Annotated in this window: 19 protein-coding genes; all 19 read right to left on the bottom strand. The window is 41.6% G+C overall.

From position 1 onward, the window contains the following. Positions 1–1,614, bottom strand: coding sequence for a CTP synthase (locus tag VER_RS05055; protein ID WP_162099792.1), 1,614 nt, complete (start codon positions 1,612–1,614; stop codon positions 1–3). Between the two features lie 110 nt (positions 1,615–1,724). Then, positions 1,725–3,389: an arginine--tRNA ligase gene (gene argS, locus VER_RS05050; RefSeq protein WP_162099791.1), complete on the bottom strand. Its 1,665-nt coding sequence runs from the start codon at positions 3,387–3,389 to the stop codon at positions 1,725–1,727. Continuing rightward, positions 3,355–3,813, bottom strand: a complete 459-nt coding sequence (locus VER_RS05045; protein ID WP_162099790.1) for a DUF1934 domain-containing protein — start codon at positions 3,811–3,813, stop codon at positions 3,355–3,357. Before VER_RS05045 ends, argS begins: the two co-directional genes overlap by 35 nt. A 136-nt stretch (positions 3,814–3,949) precedes the next feature. Next, positions 3,950–4,288: a GIY-YIG nuclease family protein gene (locus tag VER_RS05040; RefSeq protein WP_162099789.1), complete on the bottom strand. Its 339-nt coding sequence runs from the start codon at positions 4,286–4,288 to the stop codon at positions 3,950–3,952. Between the two features lie 7 nt (positions 4,289–4,295). After that, positions 4,296–4,964, bottom strand: a complete 669-nt coding sequence (locus VER_RS05035) for a peptidylprolyl isomerase (protein WP_304941391.1) — start codon at positions 4,962–4,964, stop codon at positions 4,296–4,298. Positions 4,965–5,064: 100 nt separating this feature from the next. After that, positions 5,065–5,838 (bottom strand): HAD-IIB family hydrolase, encoded by a 774-nt coding sequence (locus tag VER_RS05030; RefSeq protein ID WP_162099788.1) that lies wholly within the window; start codon positions 5,836–5,838, stop codon positions 5,065–5,067. Between the two features lie 166 nt (positions 5,839–6,004). After that, a complete protein-coding gene (locus tag VER_RS05025) occupies positions 6,005–6,247 on the bottom strand; it encodes a DUF1653 domain-containing protein (RefSeq protein ID WP_162099787.1) in 243 nt (80 codons plus the stop codon). 190 nt (positions 6,248–6,437) lie between these two features. Next, complete coding sequence (ilvC, locus tag VER_RS05020) at positions 6,438–7,448, bottom strand: ketol-acid reductoisomerase (RefSeq protein WP_162099786.1); 1,011 nt, start codon at positions 7,446–7,448, stop codon at positions 6,438–6,440. Between the two features lie 126 nt (positions 7,449–7,574). Further along, on the bottom strand, positions 7,575–8,063 hold the full coding sequence (ilvN, locus tag VER_RS05015; RefSeq protein WP_162099785.1) for an acetolactate synthase small subunit: 489 nt from the start codon (positions 8,061–8,063) through the stop codon (positions 7,575–7,577). Beyond that, positions 8,053–9,774 carry a biosynthetic-type acetolactate synthase large subunit gene (gene ilvB / locus VER_RS05010; protein WP_162099784.1) on the bottom strand — a complete coding sequence of 574 codons (1,722 nt, stop codon included), beginning with the start codon at positions 9,772–9,774 and terminating at the stop codon, positions 8,053–8,055. The genes ilvN and ilvB overlap by 11 nt, the downstream gene beginning before the upstream one ends. A 108-nt stretch (positions 9,775–9,882) precedes the next feature. After that, positions 9,883–11,112 (bottom strand): threonine ammonia-lyase, encoded by a 1,230-nt coding sequence (gene ilvA / locus VER_RS05005; RefSeq protein ID WP_162099783.1) that lies wholly within the window; start codon positions 11,110–11,112, stop codon positions 9,883–9,885. A 192-nt stretch (positions 11,113–11,304) separates the two neighbouring features. Beyond that, positions 11,305–12,963: a dihydroxy-acid dehydratase gene (gene ilvD, locus VER_RS05000; protein ID WP_162099782.1), complete on the bottom strand. Its 1,659-nt coding sequence runs from the start codon at positions 12,961–12,963 to the stop codon at positions 11,305–11,307. 136 nt (positions 12,964–13,099) lie between these two features. Continuing rightward, complete coding sequence (locus VER_RS04995; protein WP_162099781.1) at positions 13,100–13,252, bottom strand: hypothetical protein; 153 nt, start codon at positions 13,250–13,252, stop codon at positions 13,100–13,102. A gap of 234 nt (positions 13,253–13,486) precedes the next feature. Next, a complete protein-coding gene (locus VER_RS04990; RefSeq protein ID WP_162099780.1) occupies positions 13,487–14,899 on the bottom strand; it encodes an amino acid permease in 1,413 nt (470 codons plus the stop codon). A gap of 139 nt (positions 14,900–15,038) precedes the next feature. After that, the gene (gene brnQ, locus VER_RS04985; protein WP_162099779.1) at positions 15,039–16,406 is read right to left on the bottom strand and encodes a branched-chain amino acid transport system II carrier protein; all 1,368 of its coding nucleotides are present in this window, start codon (positions 16,404–16,406) and stop codon (positions 15,039–15,041) included. Between the two features lie 275 nt (positions 16,407–16,681). Then, positions 16,682–18,694 (bottom strand): molybdopterin-dependent oxidoreductase, encoded by a 2,013-nt coding sequence (locus VER_RS04980; RefSeq protein ID WP_162099778.1) that lies wholly within the window; start codon positions 18,692–18,694, stop codon positions 16,682–16,684. 233 nt (positions 18,695–18,927) lie between these two features. After that, positions 18,928–20,067, bottom strand: coding sequence for an Ldh family oxidoreductase (locus VER_RS04975; protein WP_370456469.1), 1,140 nt, complete (start codon positions 20,065–20,067; stop codon positions 18,928–18,930). Between the two features lie 483 nt (positions 20,068–20,550). Then, positions 20,551–21,648 carry a M48 family metallopeptidase gene (locus VER_RS04970; protein WP_162099776.1) on the bottom strand — a complete coding sequence of 366 codons (1,098 nt, stop codon included), beginning with the start codon at positions 21,646–21,648 and terminating at the stop codon, positions 20,551–20,553. A gap of 11 nt (positions 21,649–21,659) precedes the next feature. Continuing rightward, entirely contained in the window at positions 21,660–23,009 is a 1,350-nt protein-coding gene (gene dnaB / locus VER_RS04965) for a replicative DNA helicase (protein WP_162099775.1), read from the bottom strand.

Raw genomic sequence — 23,009 nt, 5'->3', positions numbered from 1 at the left:
TTACATACCTTTAAGCTTTAAAATCGCATCAACAAAGCCTTTGAATAATGGATGTGCTTTAGTTGGACGAGATTTTAATTCTGGGTGGAACTGAACCCCTACAAACCAAGGGTGATCTGCTACTTCCACACATTCTACTAAACGGTTATCTGGGGAGGTACCGCTAATAATTAAACCTTTTTCAGTCAATAATTGACGGAATGCATTATTAAATTCATAGCGATGACGATGACGTTCATAAATTAAGTCTTCCCCATACGCTTCACGAACTTTAGTGCCTTCCACTGTTTTGCATGGATATACACCAAGACGCATAGTGCCACCTTTTTGGTCCACATCTACTTGGTCAGGCATTAAGTCGATAACCGGATTCGCTACGCTTTCATCAAACTCAGTAGAATTAGCATCGGCTAGACCGGCTACGTGACGAGCAAATTCCATAACCGCCGATTGCATGCCTAGGCATAAACCAAGGTATGGCACTTTATGTTCACGCGCATATTGAATCGTGCGGATTTTACCTTCTACCCCGCGGTAACCAAAACCACCAGGTACTACGATACCATCTACATCCTTATAAATATCGGCTACATCGCAGTCATTTTCTTCTAATTCTTCTGCATCTACCCATTTAATATTAACTTTAGTATCCGTAGCAATACCTGCATGCGTTAAGGCTTCTGCTACGCTAAGATAGGCATCATGAAGAGCTACGTATTTACCAACTAACGCTACGGTAATTTCTTTATTTGGATGAAGAATTTTAGCTACCATTTCTTTCCAAGCCGCCATATCAGCTGGTACTTCTGGCAATTGTAATTTTTTAACTACAATGTCATCAAGGCCTTCTTCTTGCATCATCAATGGCACTTCATAAATTGTATTACAAGTGCGGTTTTCAATAACTGCATCTGGGTCAATATCGCAGAATAAAGCCAATTTTTCTTTCATTTCATCAGAAATGTGTTTTTCCGTACGGCATACGATAATATCTGGCTGAATCCCAATACTGCGCAACTCTTTTACACTGTGTTGTGTTGGTTTTGTTTTTAATTCCCCAGCTGCACTGATGTAAGGTACTAATGTAACATGAATATAAAGAACATCGTTACGGCCTACTTCTTTTTTAACCTGACGAATGGCTTCTAAGAATGGCAAGCTTTCAATATCCCCAACGGTACCGCCAATTTCAGTAATAACCACATCTGCATTGTCTTCTTTACCGACGCGATACACATTTTGTTTAATTTCATTAGTGATATGAGGGATAACTTGAACGGTACCACCTAAGTAATCACCTTTACGTTCCTTATTAATAACCGACCAATACACTTTACCAGCCGTTACATTGGAGCGTTTACCTAAGTTAATGTCAATGAAACGTTCATAGTGACCAAGATCAAGATCTGTTTCAGCGCCATCATCGGTAACAAACACTTCCCCATGTTGGTACGGACTCATCGTACCTGGGTCGATGTTAATATAAGGGTCAAATTTTTGAATCGTTACATTTAAACCACGATTCTTAAGCAAACGGCCTAGTGAAGCAGCCGTAATCCCTTTACCTAACGATGAAACAACCCCACCCGTTACGAAAATATACTTTGTTGCCATGATTCCTCCCAAAGCTATGAATGGTATATACACACTATCGTCGCACGGCGATAGTTTTAAAAACTAAGTTATCATAAACTATAGCGCCCGACTAAAACGACGCTACACGCTTACATTTTTTCAGGTGCTGAAATACCTAAAATATCTAAACCATTATGTAAAACAGCGGCAATACCCGTGATTAAACCTAAACGGGCTTGTTGCAAATCACTATCTACACCCATAATACGACCTTGTTTATAGAATGAATGGAATAGACTCGCTAAATCATAGAGATACCGCGCAATACGATGTGGTGCTCGATGTTCCGCAGCCAAACTAATTTCTTCAGGATACGCACCCAATTTTTTAATAATATCCAATTCAATATCACTAGTTAAAGTATCGAATTTAACACCTGCCCAATCACCATAAGCAATGCCCGCTTCTTTCACTTGATTGAAGATGCTATGAATACGTGCATGGGCATACTGAATGTAATATACAGGATTATCATTGCTCTTAGAGGCAGCCAAATTAATATCAAAATCCAATTGGCTATCTAACGAACGCATGAGGAAGAAATAACGAGCCGCATCCACGCCTACTTCTTCAATCAATTCATCAAGCGTTACGGATTGGCCTGTCCGTTTGGACATTTTAACCAATTCCCCATCACGATATAAAGCAACCATCTGCAATAAAAGAATTTCTAAGCGATTTGGATTATAGCCAAGGGCTTCCATAGAGGCTTTCACGCGCGTTACATAGCCATGGTGGTCAGCCCCCCAAATATTAATCATTTTTTTGAAACCACGTTCAAATTTATTGCGATGGTACGCAATATCAGACGCTAAATAAGTAGGTTCGCCATTTTCACGAATAACAACGCGATCTTTGTCATCACCATAACGAGTAGAAGCAAACCATAAAGCTCCATCTTTTTCGTATACATCGCCTGTATCTTTTAAGAACTGAATGGCTTTATTCACTTCACCGCTCTTATGTAAAGAACGTTCGCTAAACCAACGGTCAAATTCTACATTGAAATTACGAAGACTCACACGTAAAGCATTTAACTTTTCAGTTAAACCAAATTCTTTGAAGAATGGCAATCGTTCTTCATCCGATAAAATAGCAAAGAAATCGCCACGCCAATTAATAATACTCTGGGCGGTTTCTACAATATCCTGACCATGATAGCCATTTTCAGGAAACTCGCTCTTCATATCCAAAAGCTCTAAATAACGAGCATTAATAGATTTTGCTAAGTTATCAATCTGATTACCTGCATCATTAATATAATATTCTGATTCTACCTTATAGCCAGCAGCGCGCAATAAATTAACTAACGCGCTCCCATAGGCAGCCCCACGGCCATGACCTACATGAAGTGGCCCCGTAGGGTTAGCACTTACATATTCAACTTGAATGGTATCGTCTTCACGCACTGGTTGTGTGCCATAGCAAATGCCTTGCTCTAAGACTTGTTTCAAAGTGTCATAAACCATGTCATTTTTTAAGAAGAAATTGATAAAACCAGCACCGGCCTTTTCAGCCTTGTCTAACCAATCATACTCCATATTGGCAATAATAATATCCGCAATAGCCGCTGGATTCATGCGAGCTACGCGCGCTGACTGCATGGCAATATTCGTAGAAAAATCGCCAAATTCTTTTTGTGGTGGCACTTCTAGCACAACTTCAGGATATGTCCCTTCTGGCAATGTGCCGTCAGCCAATGCTTTTGCCAATGCAGCCTCAATTCCTTGCTTGAGCTTGTCCTTTAGTTCCATACTCTAAATCCTCCTGTAAGTTAATGTCTAGTTGGTTGTAAAATTGCCATTCACCGCCAACGGAAATATCATAGCCTAAATGAATCGAACCAATCCCATCTTGTAAACTAGCGTCTAACTCGTGGGTCTTAAAGGCCATATGAAGCTCGCCAAAAGGCGTTTCATACACCGTTTGCCGGGTCTCACCAAGTACATACTCATGACGCATAGATACCTTGCCATTGCGAATTAACACAATGGAATGGGGTTTTAGCTTAATCGTCGTATGGGACCCTTCCATGCCGGATAGTTCCGTTTCATTATACATAATATATTTTGTATCATTTTTTTCGTGATATTCACCGGGAGAAACCATTTCAATGACCGTGTCTTTCCCGTCAGCATCACGCTGCGTGCTTTTCACGCCAACTAAAACGCGCTTCATCGAAGTCCTCCTTCCGCGTTTTCCTATCGCATTTCATAGTTTATTTTGATGAACTATACATCAGTTCATTATACCATAGAACACGGGGAAATTTAAGAAATTTCTTTATTAAAACCTTAGCTTATGTAAAGGCCTCTTATCCATTTTTACTGTCCTCTGAATTAACCGAAAGGCCCTCAGCCATAAGCTCAGCAATAGCCGTAGGATGTGCTTTAGCAAAGGCCGCTACTAAGGCCCGTTTTTGCTCCCGTGGCATTCGTTTCACCTGGTATTCCATGGACTGCGCTTCTTGTTTACGCTTAAACGCTGTATACCATACTAGTTTCACCGGACGCCTAGCTCGCGTATACTTAGCACCGCCTGGAATTTGCCCATTGTGCTTAGCCACACGCTGTACTAAATCCATCGTCCAACCCGTATATAAAGAACCATCGGCGCATTCTACCATATACGTATAAAACTCTTCCTTACTCATAAGCACCTCATTTAGCGCTGCCCTGTGTATCCGTAATGGGCTCTAAGGTAATAGATTTAATCACAACTGGTTCTATGGGCTTATCTTTTTTATCAATGGCCACTTTACCAATCTTAGCTACCACATCCATGCCCTGTGTAACTACACCAAAAATAGTATGTTTATTATCTAACCACGGTGTTGGCCCTAAGGTAATAAAGAATTGAGCGCCCCCTGTATTAGGCCCTCGATTTGCCATGGCTAATAATCCCATTTTATTGAAATGCAAATCATTCACAAATTCATCAGGAATCGTATAACCAGGACCACCTTTACCATCATCGCCCCCTTGAATCATGAAGCCATCAATAACTCGATGGAAGGTTAAGTCCGTATAATACCCTTGATTGACTAAATAATCAAAATTTTTAACCGTTATCGGTGTTTTAGTGCCAAATAAGCGCACTTTAAACGTGCCTTCTGATGTATCAAACACAGCATAATGATCTTTTACTGGCGTAGTATCTAAGGCGGGCGCTTGTAAGGCACTACTTTGCGTCGTTTCACTAGCCCCTGATGCAGTCTTATCTGTATTACTCTGGCTAGCACCACAAGCACTGGTAATCAATAAGGCCATACCTAATAAGCCTACGGCACACAAACGACGCCAATTCCCATATCGTTTCATTAGTTTCATTCGTATCTCCTATATATGAAAAACCGCTCACAAACAATATGAGCGGTACTTTTGACATTTCATTATAACACAGGCTATTAAATTACGCTAGTACGATTCATTAAATCCAACCAAAATTTTTACAAGCTTCGTAAATGCCATCTCGTTTACAATCAGATGTAATATAATCGGCAGCGGCTTTTAACTCTTCACGGCCATTCCCCATAGCGATATTTAACCACTCAGGACTGAACATCGATAAATCATTGTAACCATCACCAAATACGACTACATCTTCTGGTTGCATATCATAGTGAGCAATCATACGACGCACCCCTTCAGCTTTAGCCATCGGTTCAAAGAGAATACAGTTTTCGCCATAACGAATTAAATCATTCGACATATGTACTACTTGCTGCGCCTCTTCTTGCTCTGGTGTCATGAAGGCATAAATTTTATAAAAATGTTCTACTTGACGGTAATCAAAGCTTGGATCATATACCGTTTTAAACACATCCCAATCTGGATGCCACGCCAATACATCTTCATACGGCGTAATGCGCACTAATTCATTAACATCTGTAACGGCCCAGTGCAAACCACGTTCTTCTAAATGAGCAAGGTAATCCTGACAAGCCTGACGATCCATGCCCTCCATAAAAACAATTTCATTATTAATGGTTACGCTCTTACCGCCATCAGCCACAAAATCGCTAACACGGGCTAAATCAGCAAAGCGTTTAGCATCTTTTTGTAAACGTCCCGTAGCTAAGGCCACACGGTGACCATTGGCTTTTAATGTATCTAAGGTTTCTTGAGCGCTAGCTGGAATAATGCCATCAGGCCAAACAGCCAACGTATTATCAATATCAAAGAAGAAGAATTTTTGTTTCATCCATACCTCCTATCACTTATTATCTATGAGCTACTATATAATATATAACCTATTATTAACTGCTACTAACTGTATACTTCTTAACTGCTATTAACCGTATACTTATTAACTACTATTAAGCGCTATTAGTGCTATTAACTACATACTTATTAATTGCTTAATCGAACTACCCTTTGTCACGCCCCGACATCAATTTGAAGCGTTCTTTTTGCGCTACTTCTGGGTATTTTTCATGATCCACAGGGCTAGCAAACATACCTAGTGGGCGAATGTATGTCTTTCGCTCCCCATATAATTGTTGATATACCACGAAAGGTTCGCCTGTTTCCGAATGGATAGCAATATCCTTTACATAATAATACATCCCTTTAAAATGACGGTATAAGCCGCCTACTACTATTTCCTGCATATAACCTCCAACAAATCGTGTTGTTACGAACGAAAATCATCTTTTATCGCTTTTTATTGTATCACATAAAAATGACCTTCTAAAAGGGGAAAATACACTGGTTAGGGCATAAACACAAATGGAACGCAAACTTAACTGTCATTTGCGTTCCATCGTTACAGAGGATATTTTAATTTAATGTAATTTTATTTTATTTCTTAATCCAAGACATTAAACCGCGAAGTTCAGCGCCCACTTTTTCTGATTCATGATTAGCTGCTTTTTCACGACGAGCATACAATTTCTTGAAACCATCTTTATAATCAGCTAAGAATTCATCGGCAAAAGCACCTGACTGAATATCTGCCAATACTTGTTCCATTTCTTTACGCGTGTCTTCCGTAATCAATTTAGTGCCAGTTGCATAATCACCATATTCGGCTGTATTAGAAATGGAGTTACGCATAGTATGGAAACCGCCTTCATAGATAAGATCTACAATCAATTTCATTTCGTGAACACATTCAAAGTACGCATTTACTGGATGATACCCTGCTTTAGTTAAAGTTTCAAAGCCAGCTTGCATCAATTCACAAATACCACCACAAAGTACGGCTTGTTCACCAAAAAGGTCTGTTTCCGTTTCTTCACGGAAAGTCGTGCCTAGGATACCAGCACGGCCTGCCCCAATACCAGCTGCCCAAGCTAATGCCAATTCTTTCGTATCCCCCGATGGATCTTTTTCAACAGCATACAAGCTAGGTACCCCACTACCTTCTTGGAACGTACGACGTACCAAATGACCAGGCCCTTTAGGAGCTACCATGAATACATTGGCATCGGCTGGTGGCACAATCTTTTTAAAATGTACATTAAAACCATGTGCAAAGCCAAGGTACGCACCTTTTTTAAGATTAGGGGCAATATCTTTTTCATAGGTTTCAGCCTGCAATTCATCAGGGATCAACACCATTACTACATCCGCATCTTTTACTGCTTCCGCCGTAGTTTTAACAGGTAGGCCATCTTTCTCAGCCACTGGCCAAGATTTAGAACCTTCACGAAGACCAACGGTTACATCCATACCATTTTCTTTTAAATTAAGAGCGTGCGCATGCCCTTGTGAACCATAACCGAGTACGGTGATTTTTTTACCTTTTAATGCGTCCAAATTACAATCTGCATCATAGTATACTGTTGCGCCATAGATAGTTCCTGCCATAATAATTCCTCTCTCTCTGCTAGTTCCCTAGCTAACCAATACCCTCAACGAATCGTAACTGTATATTCACTACATCCGTCGTAGAATACTACTAAAACTGCTTACTATACTTAGTAAACTATATGCTTATAATCGTTCGCCACGGCTCATAGCCGTCACGCCCGTTTTAGCCATTTCAAGAACCCCATAAGGTTTCATAATATCGATAAAGCCACGAAGTTTTTCTTCATCTCCCGTAAGTTCAATGATGAGCGACGTAGGCCCCACATCAAGTACATTGCCACGATAAATATTTGCAATCTGCACAATTTGTGAACGTGTTTGGTCGTCTGCTTTCACCTTAATGAGCATAAGCTCCCGTCGCACCACATCCGTCTTAGGAAAAACTTTCACTTTGACTACATCAATAATTTTATAAATCTGTTTTTGGATTTGATCTAGCGTATTGCTATCTGCATCTACCGTTAAGGTCATCCGCGCATAGCCAGATTGTACGGTAACACCAGAGGTCATCTTTTTCACCGAATAGCCGCGACGGTTAAACAAGGCTAACACACGAGCTCCAATGCCTGGTGTATTTTTAGTAATCACTAAAATTTGATGTTCATTCGCCATCGTCAGCCACCCCCTTTGCACCGCGCATATCGGCTACCGTCATGCCAGCTGGAATCATAGGATATACATTTTCTTCCCGTTCAACGATACATTCAATCAACACGCCATCGTCAGTAGCTAATTCGGCTTCTAATTTAGCCTTTAAATCCTGTTGCCCTTCAATTTTCACACTGCGTACCCCATACGCAGCAGCTAAGGTCTGAAAATCTGGATTTACTGATAAATCTACGAACGAATATCGTTTATCATTAAAAAGTTCCTGCCATTGTCGAACCATACCTAAATAGGAATTATTCAACAAGACTACTTTCACGGGCAAATTATATTGCTTAATCAACATTAACTCATGCGCCGTCATCTGTAAGCCCCCATCGCCCACTACGAGAACTACCTTTTTATGAGGCTGTCCCACTTGAGCGCCAATAGCAGCGGGTAAACCAAAGCCCATGGTACCGGCCCCACCAGACGTGACAATACTGTTTGGGCACTGATACGTAAAGTACTGAGCGACCCACATTTGATGTTGTCCTACATCCGTCACAATGATGGCGTCCCCTTGCAAAAGTTCATCAAGGGTGGCCAATACCTTTTGTGGAACTAAAGTGTCCTCTGAAACTTGGCGATAGCGAAGCGCATAGTCCCTCTTCCATGCCTTAGTCTGAGCTAACCATGCATCATGGGTTGCCGTTGGCAGCGCTTCGTTGATAGCCTGCAAAACTTGTTTTACATCGCCTACAATAGGCACATCTACTTTACGATTTTTCTCAATTTCCGCTGGATCAATATCGATGTGAATAATCTTAGCATTCTTGCAAAAAGCTTCTGGATTACCTGCAATACGGTCATCAAAGCGAATCCCTGCAGCCAATACTACATCCGCTTCATCCGTAGCAAAGTTAGCTGCTGCCGTACCATGCATGCCTAGCATACCTAAGAACAATTCATGTTGTCCTGGAAATGAACCCAATCCTAATAAAGTATTCGTTACAGGAATGTGCGCCTTAGTGGCGAGTTCATATAATTCCTCCGCCGCCCAACCTTTTAAAATGCCAGCGCCAGCAATAATAAGCGGTTTTTTAGCCCCTTTCAAAAGAGCTACTGCCTTTTTCACTTGTAGGGGATGCCCTTTATAATTAGGCTCATACCCTTCTAAGGTAAACGGCTCTTCACAGAGTCGTTCAAATTCCGCTCTTGAAATACTCGCTAGTTGTACATCTTTAGGAATATCTACTAGAACTGGTCCAGGGCGCCCCGTAGTAGCAATGTAATGAGCTTCTCGCAAAATCCGTGGTAAATCATAAATGGATTTAACCAAGTAATTATTCTTAGTTATCGGCATCGTTATACCCACAATATCAGATTCTTGAAACGCATCTTTACCTAGTAACGACCGTCCTACCTGACCTGTTATAGCCAGTACCGGTACCGAATCCATATGAGCCGTCATTAAACCGGTGACTAAGTTCGTCGCACCTGGCCCCGAAGTAGCCAAGCAAACACCACATTTGCCAGTAGCTCTTGCATAGCCATCGGCCTCATGAGCCGCCCCTTGCTCATGACGAGCAAAATAATGGGTTAATCCGTCATACTTATAGATTTCATCGTAAATAGGGATAACGGCGCCGCCAGGATACCCGAAGAAATCGGTAATGCCTATGTGATGCAAAGTTTCTAATACGATGCGAGCCCCATTGATTGTATCCGTACTCATGTATTCACATCCTCTCTACTCTATATCTCTCTTCACTCATTACGTCGCCTCACTACTAAATCTTTAGCAACATACTGCTTGCCCCTGACTACCAAAATAGTCTAAAGGCTAGCGACTATATTCATTCACTTCACTCGTATTAATGCGGTGAATCGTATAGCCATGTTCTGCAAAAGCTTTTGTAATTCGACGAATATGTTCTTCCCCATTAGTTTCCACTGTCACTTGTAGTTCCACTTCATGGAACCGATCTAAATTCTTAAACTGATTATGTTCTAGCTTAATAACATTCGCATTTTCCCCCGCCACAATTTGTGAAACCGCCACTAACTGACCTGGTTTATCTGGTAGGTTTACGGAGAAGGTAAAAATACGACCTCGTAAGACTAGCCCTTTATTAATCATAGACGCAATTGTCAATACATCGATATTGCCACCGCTCAATATGGAAACTACTTTCTTGCCTTTTTCCTTTAACTTTTTAAGCCCTGCCACCGATAACAGGCCTGCGTTTTCACCAACGATTTTATGTTTTTCCGCTAATAAAAGGAACGCTTCCATCAATTCATAGTCAGATACGGTGACGATTTCATCGACATATTCTTTAATATACTGTAATGTCACATCGCCAATTTGTTTTACCGCCGCCCCATCAGCAATTGTGCTAACACTATCTAGGACAACCGGAACATCCGCTTGCAAGGCAGCCACTGCACTGGCCGCCCCTTCTGGTTCTACACCAACAATTTTGATGGACGGATTTTTTAATTTAGCCGCCGCTGCTACACCAGCCACCAACCCGCCACCACCAATAGGGACCAATAAAATATCCGCATCTGGTAATTCCTCTAATATTTCAAGGGCAATCGTCCCTTGCCCTTCAATCACATCTTCATCATTGAAAGGATGCACAAATACATAGCCATTTTCTTGCTGTAAACGAACAGCTTCTGCATAGGCTTCATCATAAACCTCGCCGGCCAACACCACGTCAGCACCATATTGACGGGTAGCCTCCACCTTAATAAGAGGACTCGGCTTTGGCATAACAATGACTGCCTTCGTGCCTAATTTCTGAGCCCCTAAGGCTACCCCTTGGGCGTGATTACCAGCGGAAGAGGCTATCACCCCACAGGCTTTTTCTTCTTTAGTGAGCTTAGCAATCTTATTGTAAGCACCACGCAATTTAAAGGATCCGGTACGCTGTAAATTTTCCGGTTTAATATATACATCATTACCTGACTCATCGGAAAATACATTACTGTGAATCAATTTCGTTTTGACCGTCACAGTGCTTAAACGTTCCCGTGCTTCTATAAAATCATAAAGTGTTAACATCGTACCAATCCTTTTCTCACTCATCTCTCAAAATTATATATAAACGTTCTCTCTCTCTTTAATACGCTCTTTACTACTCTCTTTTTCCTCGTTTACTCAATGATCGGCTCGCGCATTAGCTAGCTTCTAGTCCTTCACCTCAGCTAATGCCCAGCCTCCTGTGCTCTCTCCTTCACAAGGAAGCTTATAGCCTTAGTATTTCTCTACAGCCCCTTCAGCGGCGGACGATACATGGGTGGCATATTTTTTCAAATACCCTTTCGCCCCTGAATCGTGTGGCACTAATTTAGCTTTGCGCGCGCTTAACGTTTCCTCACTCAACCGCACGGCTAACTTGCGATTAGGAATGTCGATATCAATGATGTCACCTTCTTCAAGTAAAGCAATCGACCCCCCAGCCGCTGCTTCTGGTGAAATGTGACCAATGGAAGCGCCTCGTGTAGCACCTGAAAAACGACCATCCGTGATGAGGGCTACGTCTTTACCAAGGCCCATACCTGTAATCGTAGAGGTTGGTGTTAACATTTCCGGCATCCCTGGCCCCCCTTTAGGACCGGCATAACGGATAACCACTACATCGCCCTTCTTAATCTGATGCCCCGTAATAGCTGCACAGGCTTCTTCTTCGCTATTAAAAACCCGAGCCGGCCCACTATGGACAAGCATTTCAGGATCAACAGCCCCCGCTTTAACCACCGAGCCATCAGGTGCTAAATTACCAGTTAACACCGCAATGCCACCGGTAGGATACACCGGATCAGTCCAGGGATGAATTACATCTTCATCCAGCACCTTCGCCACCTGAGCTAACTCGCCTTGACTGACTAGAGCTACTGTTTTAGCCTCTTCGTGAAGCTTCTTAGCTTCTTGCAAACGGTGTAACACCGCTGTAATACCACCGGCAGCATATAAATCTTCAATGAAGTATGACCCCGACGGTGATAACTTAGCGAGTTGCGGTGTCGTTTGCGCAATCGTATCAAAATCTGCTAAGCTCAAAGGCACCTCCGCTTCATACGCCACGGCCGGCAAATGAAGGGCCGTATTCGAAGATCCGCCTAAGACCATATCGACCGCTACCGCATTTTCAAAAGCTTCCCTAGTCAAAATGTCCCGTGGTCGTAAATCAGCTTTGAGCACTTCCATAATCTGAAGCCCTGCTCGTTTCGCTAAGCGAAGTCGTTCCGAATATACCGCCGGAATCGTACCATTCCCTGGTAAGGCCATGCCCAACGCTTCAGTCAAACAATTCATAGTGTTCGCTGTATACATACCAGAGCAAGAACCACAAGTAGGACAAGCCGTATCTTCTAATTGAGCCAACTCGTCTTCACTCATAAGACCGGCTTCCACTTTGCCAACCGCTTCAAACACATCACTTAAGCCGACTCGCTTACCCTTATGTTTACCAGCTAGCATAGCACCGCCACTAACAAAAATGGAGGGAATATTGAGTCGTGCCGCTGCCATCAGCATACCTGGTACGATTTTGTCACAATTAGGAATAAATACAAGCCCATCAAAAGGGGTAGCCATAGCGGTGGCTTCAATGGAGTCAGCTACAATCTGCCGTGTCACTAAGGAGTATTTCATGCCAATGTGATTCATGGCAGTGCCATCGCAAATGCCGATAGTATTGAACTCCATTGGAATCCCGCCTGCTTCGCGAATGCCATCTTTCACCGCTTGCACTAAATTGCGTAAGTGCATATGACCCGGAATGATTTCATTGAAGGAATTGGCAATACCAATGACGGGTTTACCAATTTCTTCATTTACAAAGCCCAACGCTTTTAACAAAGATCGATGGGGCGCTCTAGCTACGCCTTTTGAAAAATTATCACTACGCATGTTCTTCTCTCCTTTACCACCACTAGGCGGTGTAATAAAAAAAGACGATTCCAAAGAATCGTCTCAAAAGTACCCTATAAACTATTCGTATTGTCTCTCACAAATATAAAGCTATATACATGGCCTGGCTCGCTTATTAGCTTGCGAAACCTCGTTGTGAGGTGAGCTCAGGACCATGATTTGTGGAAACTTTTAAGACGATGTCTGTTAAGTTGTGTTCATGGCTAATAATGACGATAATGTCAATAATAATGAGCAAGCTAATAATGACCACGACTAAACCTAACATGACATGTCCTCCTTTCCACGGTATACAAATGTGCTTACTAGCACGAAAAGTTAAAATAAACGCTTGATACATCCACTGTGTGTGTATCGATGTACATTATATTAGCACTCTCTTTTAAAAATAGCAAGTACTAATTTTACTTTTTTCAAATTTCTGAGGACAACTATCCATATTCATTACACAATATAAAAATGCACTACGAGCATATATTCACTCGTAGTGCACATTTTCTAATTAGTCAATTGACATTGTATCGGTCATTTCGCTATGAGATTTACCAAGTACACTGTGTTTACGACTATATCCCATATAAATTAAAAAGCCCAAAATACTCCACCCTACAAATAGTTCAATGGTATGAGCCGATAACTGGGAAAACACAAACCCACAGAATAAAATAGCCAGTGGTGCTACGACATATACAGCAGGACAACGAAAATCTCGTTTCACATCAGGATATACTCGACGCAACACCATAATCCCTAAAGCAGAACACATAAAGGCAAATAATGTACCAGCTGAGCACATTTCAGCCACCACATGAATCGGCGTAAAACCGGAAATAAGGGCCACCACTACGCCTACAATCATAGTGATAATATGAGGGGTGCGATATTTCTTATGTATGCGACATAGACCATGAGGGATTAAACCATCGCGACTCATAGCGTAAAAAGCCCGTGTTTGCGCATAAATCATGACTAATAATACGGTGGAAAGACCACAAAGTGCGCCCGTCCCCACAATCGCCGAACCGGCCCGCATGCCTACATATTCAAGCACATAAGAGGCAGGCGCCGCCGTATCTAATTGAGGATAGGGCACTACGCCTGTCATAACAACACTTACAGCAATATATAAAATCGTACAAATAACAAGAGACGCTATAATCCCTATAGGCATATCTACCTTCGGATTCTTCGTTTCTTCCGCCGCCGTTGCTAACGAATCTACCCCCAAATAAGCAAAGAAGAGAATCGCCGTTCCGGCAGTTACCCCCTGCCAACCATAGGGTAAAAAGGGATCCCAATTAGCTGGATCTACGTGAGGCGCTGCTAAAAATAAAAATAAGAAAATGGTCCCTACCTTTATCAACACTAGTACGCGATTGACCTTAGCACTTTCACGGATTCCCAATACTAATAAACCCGTTGCGAACAACACCACCAAAACAGCAGGTAAATTGACAATCCCCCCATCATGAGGCACAGCCGTCAGTGCATGAGGTAAATCAATACCCGCTGCATGCAGTATACCTACTAAATAGGCAGACCAACCACCAGCTACAGCACTAGCTCCCACAGAATATTCTAGGACTAAGCCCCAGCCGACCCACCAGCCAAAAAATTCACCTAAAGACGCATATGTATACGTATAAGCGCTCCCTGAAACAGGCAACATAGCAACCAGTTCACTATAGGCTAAACACACAAAAGCACAGGTAATGGCAGCTAACACAAAGGATAACATCAGTCCAGGCCCTGCATAATCAGCAGCGCCAATACCGGTTAACACAAAAATACCCGTTCCAATAATAACACCCAGACCAAGTAAAGTAACATCAAAGGCACTCAGTGCTTTTGATAATTTTTTCTCCTCCGCCACGGCCGTTAAATCAGCCAAAGGCTTCCTACGCAACCAACTCACAAAAATCCTCCTATACTACTTAAGCTACTGTTTTACCTATCCATTATACACTATTTTGCCCCCTTATAGGCAAACAAAAATGAGTAGTCTCGAAAGAGACTACTCATTGAACCTATGTATTTAATTATGATCCCATATATTAAGCTACCGATTCTTCTTGTTCACGGTTCACCGCTGGTTTCGCTATCAAAGCTTTGTGAATGAAACCAATGATTAAACCACCTACTGTAAAGCTTACCCAGCCCATGCCAACGTCGTGGAAAGGTACATAGGTAGCAAACCATTGGCCAAAAGCACCAAGGTTAACTTCTGCTGTTTCACAACCACTAACAAAAGCACTAATCAAAGTTAAACCAATAGTCCAAACATATACGCATTGGCGACCTTTGAATGCTTTATCCAAGAAAGCTAACGCAATGATAGCAATCGTCAATGGATACAAGAACATCAATACTGGAATCGCTGCTACGATGATTGTTTTCAAACCATACATACCAATGAAGAAAGATACAACGGCAAAAATAACAGCGTATACTTTGTAGTTAATACCTGGATAAATGCGATAAAAATATTTAGCACAAGATGTTACAAGACCAATACTTGTTGTTAAGCACGCTAACAATACGATAACGGCCAAAATTAACGCCCCAATGTTGCCAAATAATACTTTAGCACTTTCAGCTAATACAGGCGCCCCCGTATCTAAAATACCGAGTTGGCTAACGCTAGTAGCCCCAAGATTAGCAACGAAGATATATACAAAGCCCAACCAAGCAACAGCAATCAAGCCCGCTTTAAACGTAGCCGATGTAACTTCTTCTTTAGTCTTAGCGCCAGATAATTTAACAAAGTCGATTACAAGAATAGCAAATACTAAGGAAGCCAACGCATCCATCGTATTATACCCATCTAAGATACCTTGAACAACAGCAATCCCTGTTGTAGCATAGGCATCTGTTGGTGCTTGATACGCACCCATTGGCGTAACTAAGGATTTAATAATCAACGCACAAATACTAAGTAACAATAATGGTGTTAGCACTTTACCAATGCGGTCAACTAATTTAGCGGGGTTAATAGATAACCAAAGTGTAACTAAGAAAAACACTACCAAGAAAATCGTTTGGGACGTGTCAGTAGCACCACTACCTAAGAATGGTTTCACTGCAATTTCGTAAGATACTGTCCCTGTACGCGGAATTGCGAACGCAGGTCCAATTGTCAAATATAATAATACCGTGTAAATGAAACCATAAACTGGATGTACACGACTAGCTAATGCCTGTACGTCCTTGGAACCAGAGTAGCCCATAGCCATAACACCAAGCAATGGCAAACCTACACCAGTGACGATGAAGCCTAAAACAGCCCACCAAACATTTTCACCCGCTTGTTGTCCTAAGGACGCAGGGAAAATTAGATTACCAGCCCCAAAAAATAGAGCAAACAACATCAAGCCAATAGCTATATAGGCTCGATTACTTAATTTAACATTTTCCGTATTCATAATCCCCATCCTCTCTCTTATTAAATTAAGGTTTGCCTATGATTATACAACGTTTTTAAGAATTGGACAAATGTATTTTGAAATATTCATTAATTTTATTTATTACATTTTTGCATAGCTAACTTCAAAAATACAAAACCATATCGAAAAAACGCATTTCACTATAAGAGCAAAATGCGCATTTTCACTAGCTTTTCTGCAAGCAAAAGGACTTAAGCCAGAGCCTAGCAAAGCCCTTCTATTTATCAAAAAATTTTATGCATTTATGTTAAAATTCAAGATAATGGTCGAATGTCTACTTTTACATCATAAAAAGTGCTACCTTCAGCAAAATCGGTAAGCCTCGATGAGGTTAATGCATTAATACCATGTTGCGCATCGGAGGAATACCGTTGCCACCAAACCCCATAAGATACTACCGTTTTAGGGCGTATCCCTACATCAAAGAAGACGGGCAATTGCAAAGTTCCTTGCTCATTAGATAGCTCAACGCGATCACCTTCCTGCACACCTAACTGGGCTCCATCACTCGGATTAAGCCAAGCGCCCATAAGCGGTTTGCTTTGGTCAAACACCCGTTCACAGAAAGAAGAATCTAAAATACGAATATCTGGCGCATTGATTAGATGATACTCACCCTTAGCTACCGTTTCACCATGCGGCGCTACATAGGTCGGTAAGGCTGGCGTTTCTTTAGGATTATATATTTCAATCTTCCCTGATTCCGTTTTAAAATTCATCTTATAATCAGCTGGCACAGCCATTTCTACAGGCTCACCAGCCAGCAATTTAGCTTTATCAGCTTCACTCACCTGAGTCGCTGCCGCTAAGGTATCATGAATTAAATCTAATGCCGTCTTATCAAAGAACGGATCCGTAATTCCCATAGCTTTAGCGATTAGACAAATGGTATCCCAATTCGATTTGCTCTCACCAATAGGGTCAATCGCTTTATACCCAATGGCACTCGTGTAGTGACCATAGGAATTATAAATATCATCCGCCTCTACAGAAGATGTGGCGGGCAACACAATATCTGCATACTTAGCCGTATCCGTTAAAAATCGTTCATGTACGACTGTAAATAAATCTTCGCGCAATAAACCACGGCGCACTTGATTTTGATCCGGCGCCGTAATCGCTGGATTGGAAGAATAAATATAAAGACAACGAATAGGATCTTCTTGTTTGTTCAATATATCCCCTAGTTTAACCATTGGCACTGTAGGTACTACTTTGCCTGCATGGACATCCCAGGACATAACACCATCATTGATATAAAAACTACCTTTCGCGTCACTAAGCATACCACCACCTAGTGTTTCATAGGCCCCAACTACGGCAGGCAAACAAGCAATGGTACGGACTGTCATCGCCCCATTACCATAGCGCGATAAACCACTACCAAGACGAATAAATGGCGCTTTCGCTTCGCCATATGCTCTAGCTAACGCTTCAATTTGCGCTACAGGCACCCCAGTAATAGCCGATACCTTAGAGGGCGTAAAATTGCCTAACGTATCTGATACTAAGCGGTCATAGCCAATCACATGTTTCGCAATAAAATCACGCTTAACCAAATTGTCACGTTCTAAAATATGAAGTATACCAAGTGCTAACGCTCCATCCGTGCCCGGTTTTGTCAAAATATATTCATCTGCTTGCTTAGTCGTAATAGACGGATAAATATCAATAACCCATACTTTAGCGCCCCGTGCTTTAGCGGCTTTTACGTCATGCATAATATGAATATCAGTAGCCAAGGCATTTAAACTCCATAAAATGACACAATCACTATGGCTTAGTTCTTGTGGCCGTGTGCCAAAGGTATCGCCCATAATCATTTTCCAGCCATACGTTTTAGCCGGCGAACAAATCCCCCGATTATGTCGCACAGCGCCTAAACGAGCAAACAAAGGAAAGCCTGCCGCTTTATGAATTAACCCCATCGTACCCGCATAGGAGTAAGGCATAATACTTTGCCCACCATACTGCGTAAGACTGGCTTTAAAGCGTTCAGCAATCGTCGTAACCGCCTCATCCCAACTAATAGGCGTAAATTGCCCTGTTCCTTTAGGACCTGTCCGTTTTAAAGGCGTCAATAGTCTCTCTGGCGAGTGAATCGTGTCTTCATAATGAGCCATTTTTGGACAAAGCATGCCCCGCGTAAAGGCATGATTAGGATGCCCCACTACTTTTACCACTTTATTATTTTCTGTCGTCAATACTAAACCACAAGCATCCGGACAATCGTACGGACATACTGCATTAATTTCCCGTTTTGTCATATACCTGTCTCCTTCATCTCAAAGGGCTATAAACTATGTATCTAACCTTTTCTTTATTGTACCATGATTTCTTCTATCCCGTTACCCTTATAATACACAAAACAGCCCACACTCTAAAGAGTGTGGGCTGTTATTCATTCTGCTTAACAGGCTATGCCATTCCTATTAAACTGCGCAATGAGTAGTCATTGCGACATATGTGCTAGGTGCATTATTAATAAAATGTACTAATATTAATAGTTACCAGTGAACATATCGCCAGCTACTGGTGGTTTGTAATCACCAAAGTATTTGGAGAAGTCAAGACCTAAGTATTGGCAAAGTTCGTAAACTTCTGTCATTGTTTTATCAATTACAGGGATACCATTTTCTTCGCGGTCTTTTACTGCTTCCACTTCTTTTTCGCCATGAGTGTAAATGCGAGGTTCGCCTTCAGCTTTAGGAGCTTCACGAAGTTCAGTTAAGAAAGTGGAGAAATGTTTTTTGATAGCATCAGCATCACCAAAGAATGCTGGGTTAATAGCCATGAAACCGTGGCAAATGTTGGATTTACCATCTTTCATGCAGTGGTTAGAAGTACCACCCATGGAAAGGATAGCTGCGAATAATTCTACAACCATACCATTACCATACCCTTTGTGGGAACCTAATTGTTCAGTGTTACCACCAAGTGGCATAATACCGCCGCCTACGTGAGCAGAAATGTTTTTCAATACATCAGCTGCATCAGTGGAAGGGTTACCATCTTTATTTAATGCCCAACCATCAGGTAATTGTTTACCTAATTTGTTGTACATTTCCAATTTACCACGAGTTACTACTGTAGTAGAAGCATCGAAGAAGAAGTTGTAAGGTTCAGCAGGAGCTGCCCAAGCTTGAGGGTTAGAACCTAACATTGCTTTACGAGCATATGTAGGAACCATGATAGCTTCAGAGTTTGTGCAGGAGAAACCGATTAAGCCTTCTTCTACAGCCATGTTAGCATAGTAACCAGCAATACCATAGTGGTTGGAGTTACGTACAGAAACGATACCTACACCAGATTCTTTAGCTTTTTTAATAGCCAATTCCATTGCATAGTGACCATTCAATTGACCCATGCCATCATGACCATCGATTACAGCAGATACTGGAGTTTCGAAAACAACTTCTGGCTGTGCGTCAACTTTGATTGTACCTTTTTCGATACCTTTGTGGTAACGAACAAGACGTTGCATACCATGACTCTGAATACCATACATATCGGACATTAATAATACATCACGAATGATTTTAGCATCTTTTTCAGAGAAACCAAATTTTACGAAAGCATCTAATAAAAGTTGGTCAAGTTGTTCATACTTAAATTTTACTACGTTTCCCATTTGTCTAATCCTCTTTTCCGAAAACATATACCTGGAACAAGCTCTTTAAGAATTCCTAATCCTAATTTCTGACGTTTTTTGGTCCCCTTCTCAAATTGCTTATTTCCTTTTGAAGACAAGTTCATTATAGCACAGGGACTTTGATTATTAAATACTCCAAAGCCCGAAAAACGTCCAAAAACCATTACTAAATCTGCATAGCGGAACCATTTTTGACGAATAATTGACGGTATGAGATGCCATAACCACTAGTTATCACTTGTTTTTTCCATGAATGCATTTAACTAATAGTTACCATTCAATTTTTAAAAAATTATGTCATTTTTAGACTGATTCTTCTAAAAAGACATATATTTTTTTGAATAATACGAGGTATTTTTTGAAAAAATATATGTCATTTAGAGAAAAACACCTCCGTCATAATTAACAAAGGTGTTTACTTTTTATTCAATTTTCAAATAAATTAACCTGTCCGGTTCAACTAAAGTCATACTATTTCTTAGCTTTCGCTTTTTTATCGGCTTTACTATCCCCTTTAGCAATAGCCTGACTTAAGGCTTGCCCCATAGTTTGTGCTTTATCTGGACTGCTCAAAATCACTAAGGAACTTCCATTCATCCACACTTGATTTCCTTGTACTACAGGTTCCCCCACTTGGTTGTCATGATAATATCGCGCTAATTTGCCTGCTACTAAGTACGCTCGCATAGCACCCGTATAATTACCAGCTGCTTCGCCCGTATACACTGGTTGATTATTCACATAGACAACATCGTCCTTAACTTCCACATGTTTGTTAGAGAAGGTATGAAGTCGTTTCAAATGATCTAAAATACGTTGACTCATCTTAGGGTGATCATTAGGATTAATAATTTGACCTAAACCATCGGTATATAACTCGCCATATTTATCACGAATTACCGCCATGGACACAGCCGCTGCCCCTACATTAAAGTGACTATCAGCAAGTAATTTAAAGCCCCATTCATCAGCTTTCTTCTCTTGGCTCATACTAAATACTTGTTCATTCAAGTAATTACCCGCTGCATTCCCCAACAAGACGCTAAGACTGCCTGCATTATTAGTCGCAGCCCCTACGGCCGTCTGTAAAGCCACACTTTTACGAAGGCCACGAACGAGGTCTTTATTTTCACCATGACCTATTTCATGCCCCACTACCGAAGCTAAGGCATCATCATCTAACATATCCATAAGACCTTTGTTAATCGTCATAACACGGCCTATCCCCATACTAGCATTCGCATCGGTTTGTGGATTTACAAAAACAACATACGTCCGCTTCACATCAGGCGTGCTCGTCAACGCATCAAAAATTCGCTTAGCTCTATCTTGGTAGGCATAATTATTGTAATAGCCCATTTGGCTCTTGCGCTGTTCCAGCATGTATTGTTGTCCTTGCTCAGTGTCATCTAAGTTAGAAATCCCCGTGTTTACTTCCATCATGCCCACGGCGCCACCGAGTAAAACATCGAATAAGCTCGCCTCTACGGTCGGTCCTGAAAATCCTACACCACCAGCGAGTAATACACCTAAGGTTGTTGCTCCTAATGTTTGACGCCAACGTTTCATAATGTACCTCCCTACATACCGTCATCTTCGGTGCGTAGTGTCGTATCTCGGAACCGTGTCAATTCTCCTTGGAACAAGAGATTAATAGTCCCTAGCGCACCATTACGATGTTTACGAATAATAACTTCAGTAATATCTTCTTGTGTATCATCTTTACTATAATACTTGTCACGATATAAAAAGATTACAATATCCGCATCCTGTTCCAAAGAGCCTGATTCACGCAAGTCGCTCAATACAGGGCGTTTATCAGTACGCGATTCAACGCCACGACTTAACTGCGACAAGGCAATCAACGGAACATTCATTTCACGGGCTATTAATTTAAGATTTCGCGAAATTTCTGAAATCTCCTGCTGACGATTATCACTATTGCCACCATTACGGCCTGTCATAAGCTGTACATAGTCCACAATAATTAGATCCAACCCCTTTTCTACTTTCAAACGACGCAATTTTGAACGCATCATCTGTACCGTAAGACCTGGGGTATCATCAATGTATAACTGAGAGGACAGGAGGGTTCCCATCTGACTGGCCACTTTATTCCAGTCCTCTGGTTGAAGCTGACCAGTCCGTAATTTGTCAGAATGAATTTCCGTCGCCGAGGATAAAATACGTCCTACTAACTGCTCTGCTGACATTTCAAGAGAGAAAAAGGCCACTGACCCCTTCCCTTTCACCGCCACATTATAGGCTAAGTTCAAGGTAAAGGCTGTTTTCCCCATGGATGGCCGGGCCGCTACTAAAATTAAGTCAGACCGTTGTAATCCATTGGTCACTCTATCTAAATCTCTAAAGCCTGTGGAAATACCAGTCAAAGTATCGCCATGATTCTGTAGTTCGCCTAAGCGGGTAATTATTGTAGGCAACACATCGCCTAAATTAACAAAAGAAGTTTCTGCTTTCAACTGTCCCGTTACTCCTAAAATGCCTACTTCCGCATCATTAAGAATTTCCGGTACAGATTTATCAGATGCATAGCTTTCCCCTACAATTTTATTGCCCGCATCGATTAAGCGCCGTAATTGTGCCTTACCGGCCACAATACGAGCATGTTCCTCCACATTATATGTTGCAGAGGAGGCATTGGTAATATCCGTAATGTAATTAATACCGCCCACTTCATCAAGCTTATTAAGTCGTTTCAGCTCCTCTACGAGTAAGACCATATCAGGCCGTTGATGCGAATGTTGTATATTCTCAATGGCTTCAAATATAATCCGATGAGCATCACGGTAAAAATCGCTACGAGTTACAATGCTACTGATTGTGTCGTATACATTCTCCCCCGTTAGCAACGCTCCCAGTACGGCTCGTTCAGCATCTATACTATGGGGAGGAATCCGTGGTTCCGCCAT

This window comes from Veillonella sp. R32 (assembly GCF_010093125.1).
Classification (GTDB): domain Bacteria; phylum Bacillota; class Negativicutes; order Veillonellales; family Veillonellaceae; genus Veillonella_A.
This window is presented reverse-complemented; position numbering and strand designations above follow the sequence as displayed.

What these genes read in the sequence shown, in the direction of transcription:
- VER_RS05035 (WP_304941391.1), bottom strand. Translation starts at nt 4,964, where the DNA reads ATGAAACTAATGAAACGATATGGGAATTGGCGTCGTTTGTGTGCCGTA.
- ilvC (WP_162099786.1), bottom strand. Translation starts at nt 7,448, where the DNA reads ATGGCAGGAACTATCTATGGCGCAACAGTATACTATGATGCAGATTGT.
- argS (WP_162099791.1), bottom strand. Translation starts at nt 3,389, where the DNA reads ATGGAACTAAAGGACAAGCTCAAGCAAGGAATTGAGGCTGCATTGGCA.
- VER_RS05025 (WP_162099787.1), bottom strand. Translation starts at nt 6,247, where the DNA reads ATGCAGGAAATAGTAGTAGGCGGCTTATACCGTCATTTTAAAGGGATG.
- VER_RS04995 (WP_162099781.1), bottom strand. Translation starts at nt 13,252, where the DNA reads ATGTTAGGTTTAGTCGTGGTCATTATTAGCTTGCTCATTATTATTGAC.
- VER_RS05030 (WP_162099788.1), bottom strand. Translation starts at nt 5,838, where the DNA reads ATGAAACAAAAATTCTTCTTCTTTGATATTGATAATACGTTGGCTGTT.
- ilvB (WP_162099784.1), bottom strand. Translation starts at nt 9,774, where the DNA reads ATGAGTACGGATACAATCAATGGGGCTCGCATCGTATTAGAAACTTTG.
- VER_RS04970 (WP_162099776.1), bottom strand. Translation starts at nt 21,648, where the DNA reads ATGAAACGTTGGCGTCAAACATTAGGAGCAACAACCTTAGGTGTATTA.
- VER_RS05040 (WP_162099789.1), bottom strand. Translation starts at nt 4,288, where the DNA reads ATGAGTAAGGAAGAGTTTTATACGTATATGGTAGAATGCGCCGATGGT.
- ilvD (WP_162099782.1), bottom strand. Translation starts at nt 12,963, where the DNA reads ATGCGTAGTGATAATTTTTCAAAAGGCGTAGCTAGAGCGCCCCATCGA.
- VER_RS05045 (WP_162099790.1), bottom strand. Translation starts at nt 3,813, where the DNA reads ATGAAGCGCGTTTTAGTTGGCGTGAAAAGCACGCAGCGTGATGCTGAC.
- dnaB (WP_162099775.1), bottom strand. Translation starts at nt 23,009, where the DNA reads ATGGCGGAACCACGGATTCCTCCCCATAGTATAGATGCTGAACGAGCC.
- brnQ (WP_162099779.1), bottom strand. Translation starts at nt 16,406, where the DNA reads ATGAATACGGAAAATGTTAAATTAAGTAATCGAGCCTATATAGCTATT.
- ilvN (WP_162099785.1), bottom strand. Translation starts at nt 8,063, where the DNA reads ATGGCGAATGAACATCAAATTTTAGTGATTACTAAAAATACACCAGGC.
- ilvA (WP_162099783.1), bottom strand. Translation starts at nt 11,112, where the DNA reads ATGTTAACACTTTATGATTTTATAGAAGCACGGGAACGTTTAAGCACT.
- VER_RS04980 (WP_162099778.1), bottom strand. Translation starts at nt 18,694, where the DNA reads ATGACAAAACGGGAAATTAATGCAGTATGTCCGTACGATTGTCCGGAT.
- VER_RS05055 (WP_162099792.1), bottom strand. Translation starts at nt 1,614, where the DNA reads ATGGCAACAAAGTATATTTTCGTAACGGGTGGGGTTGTTTCATCGTTA.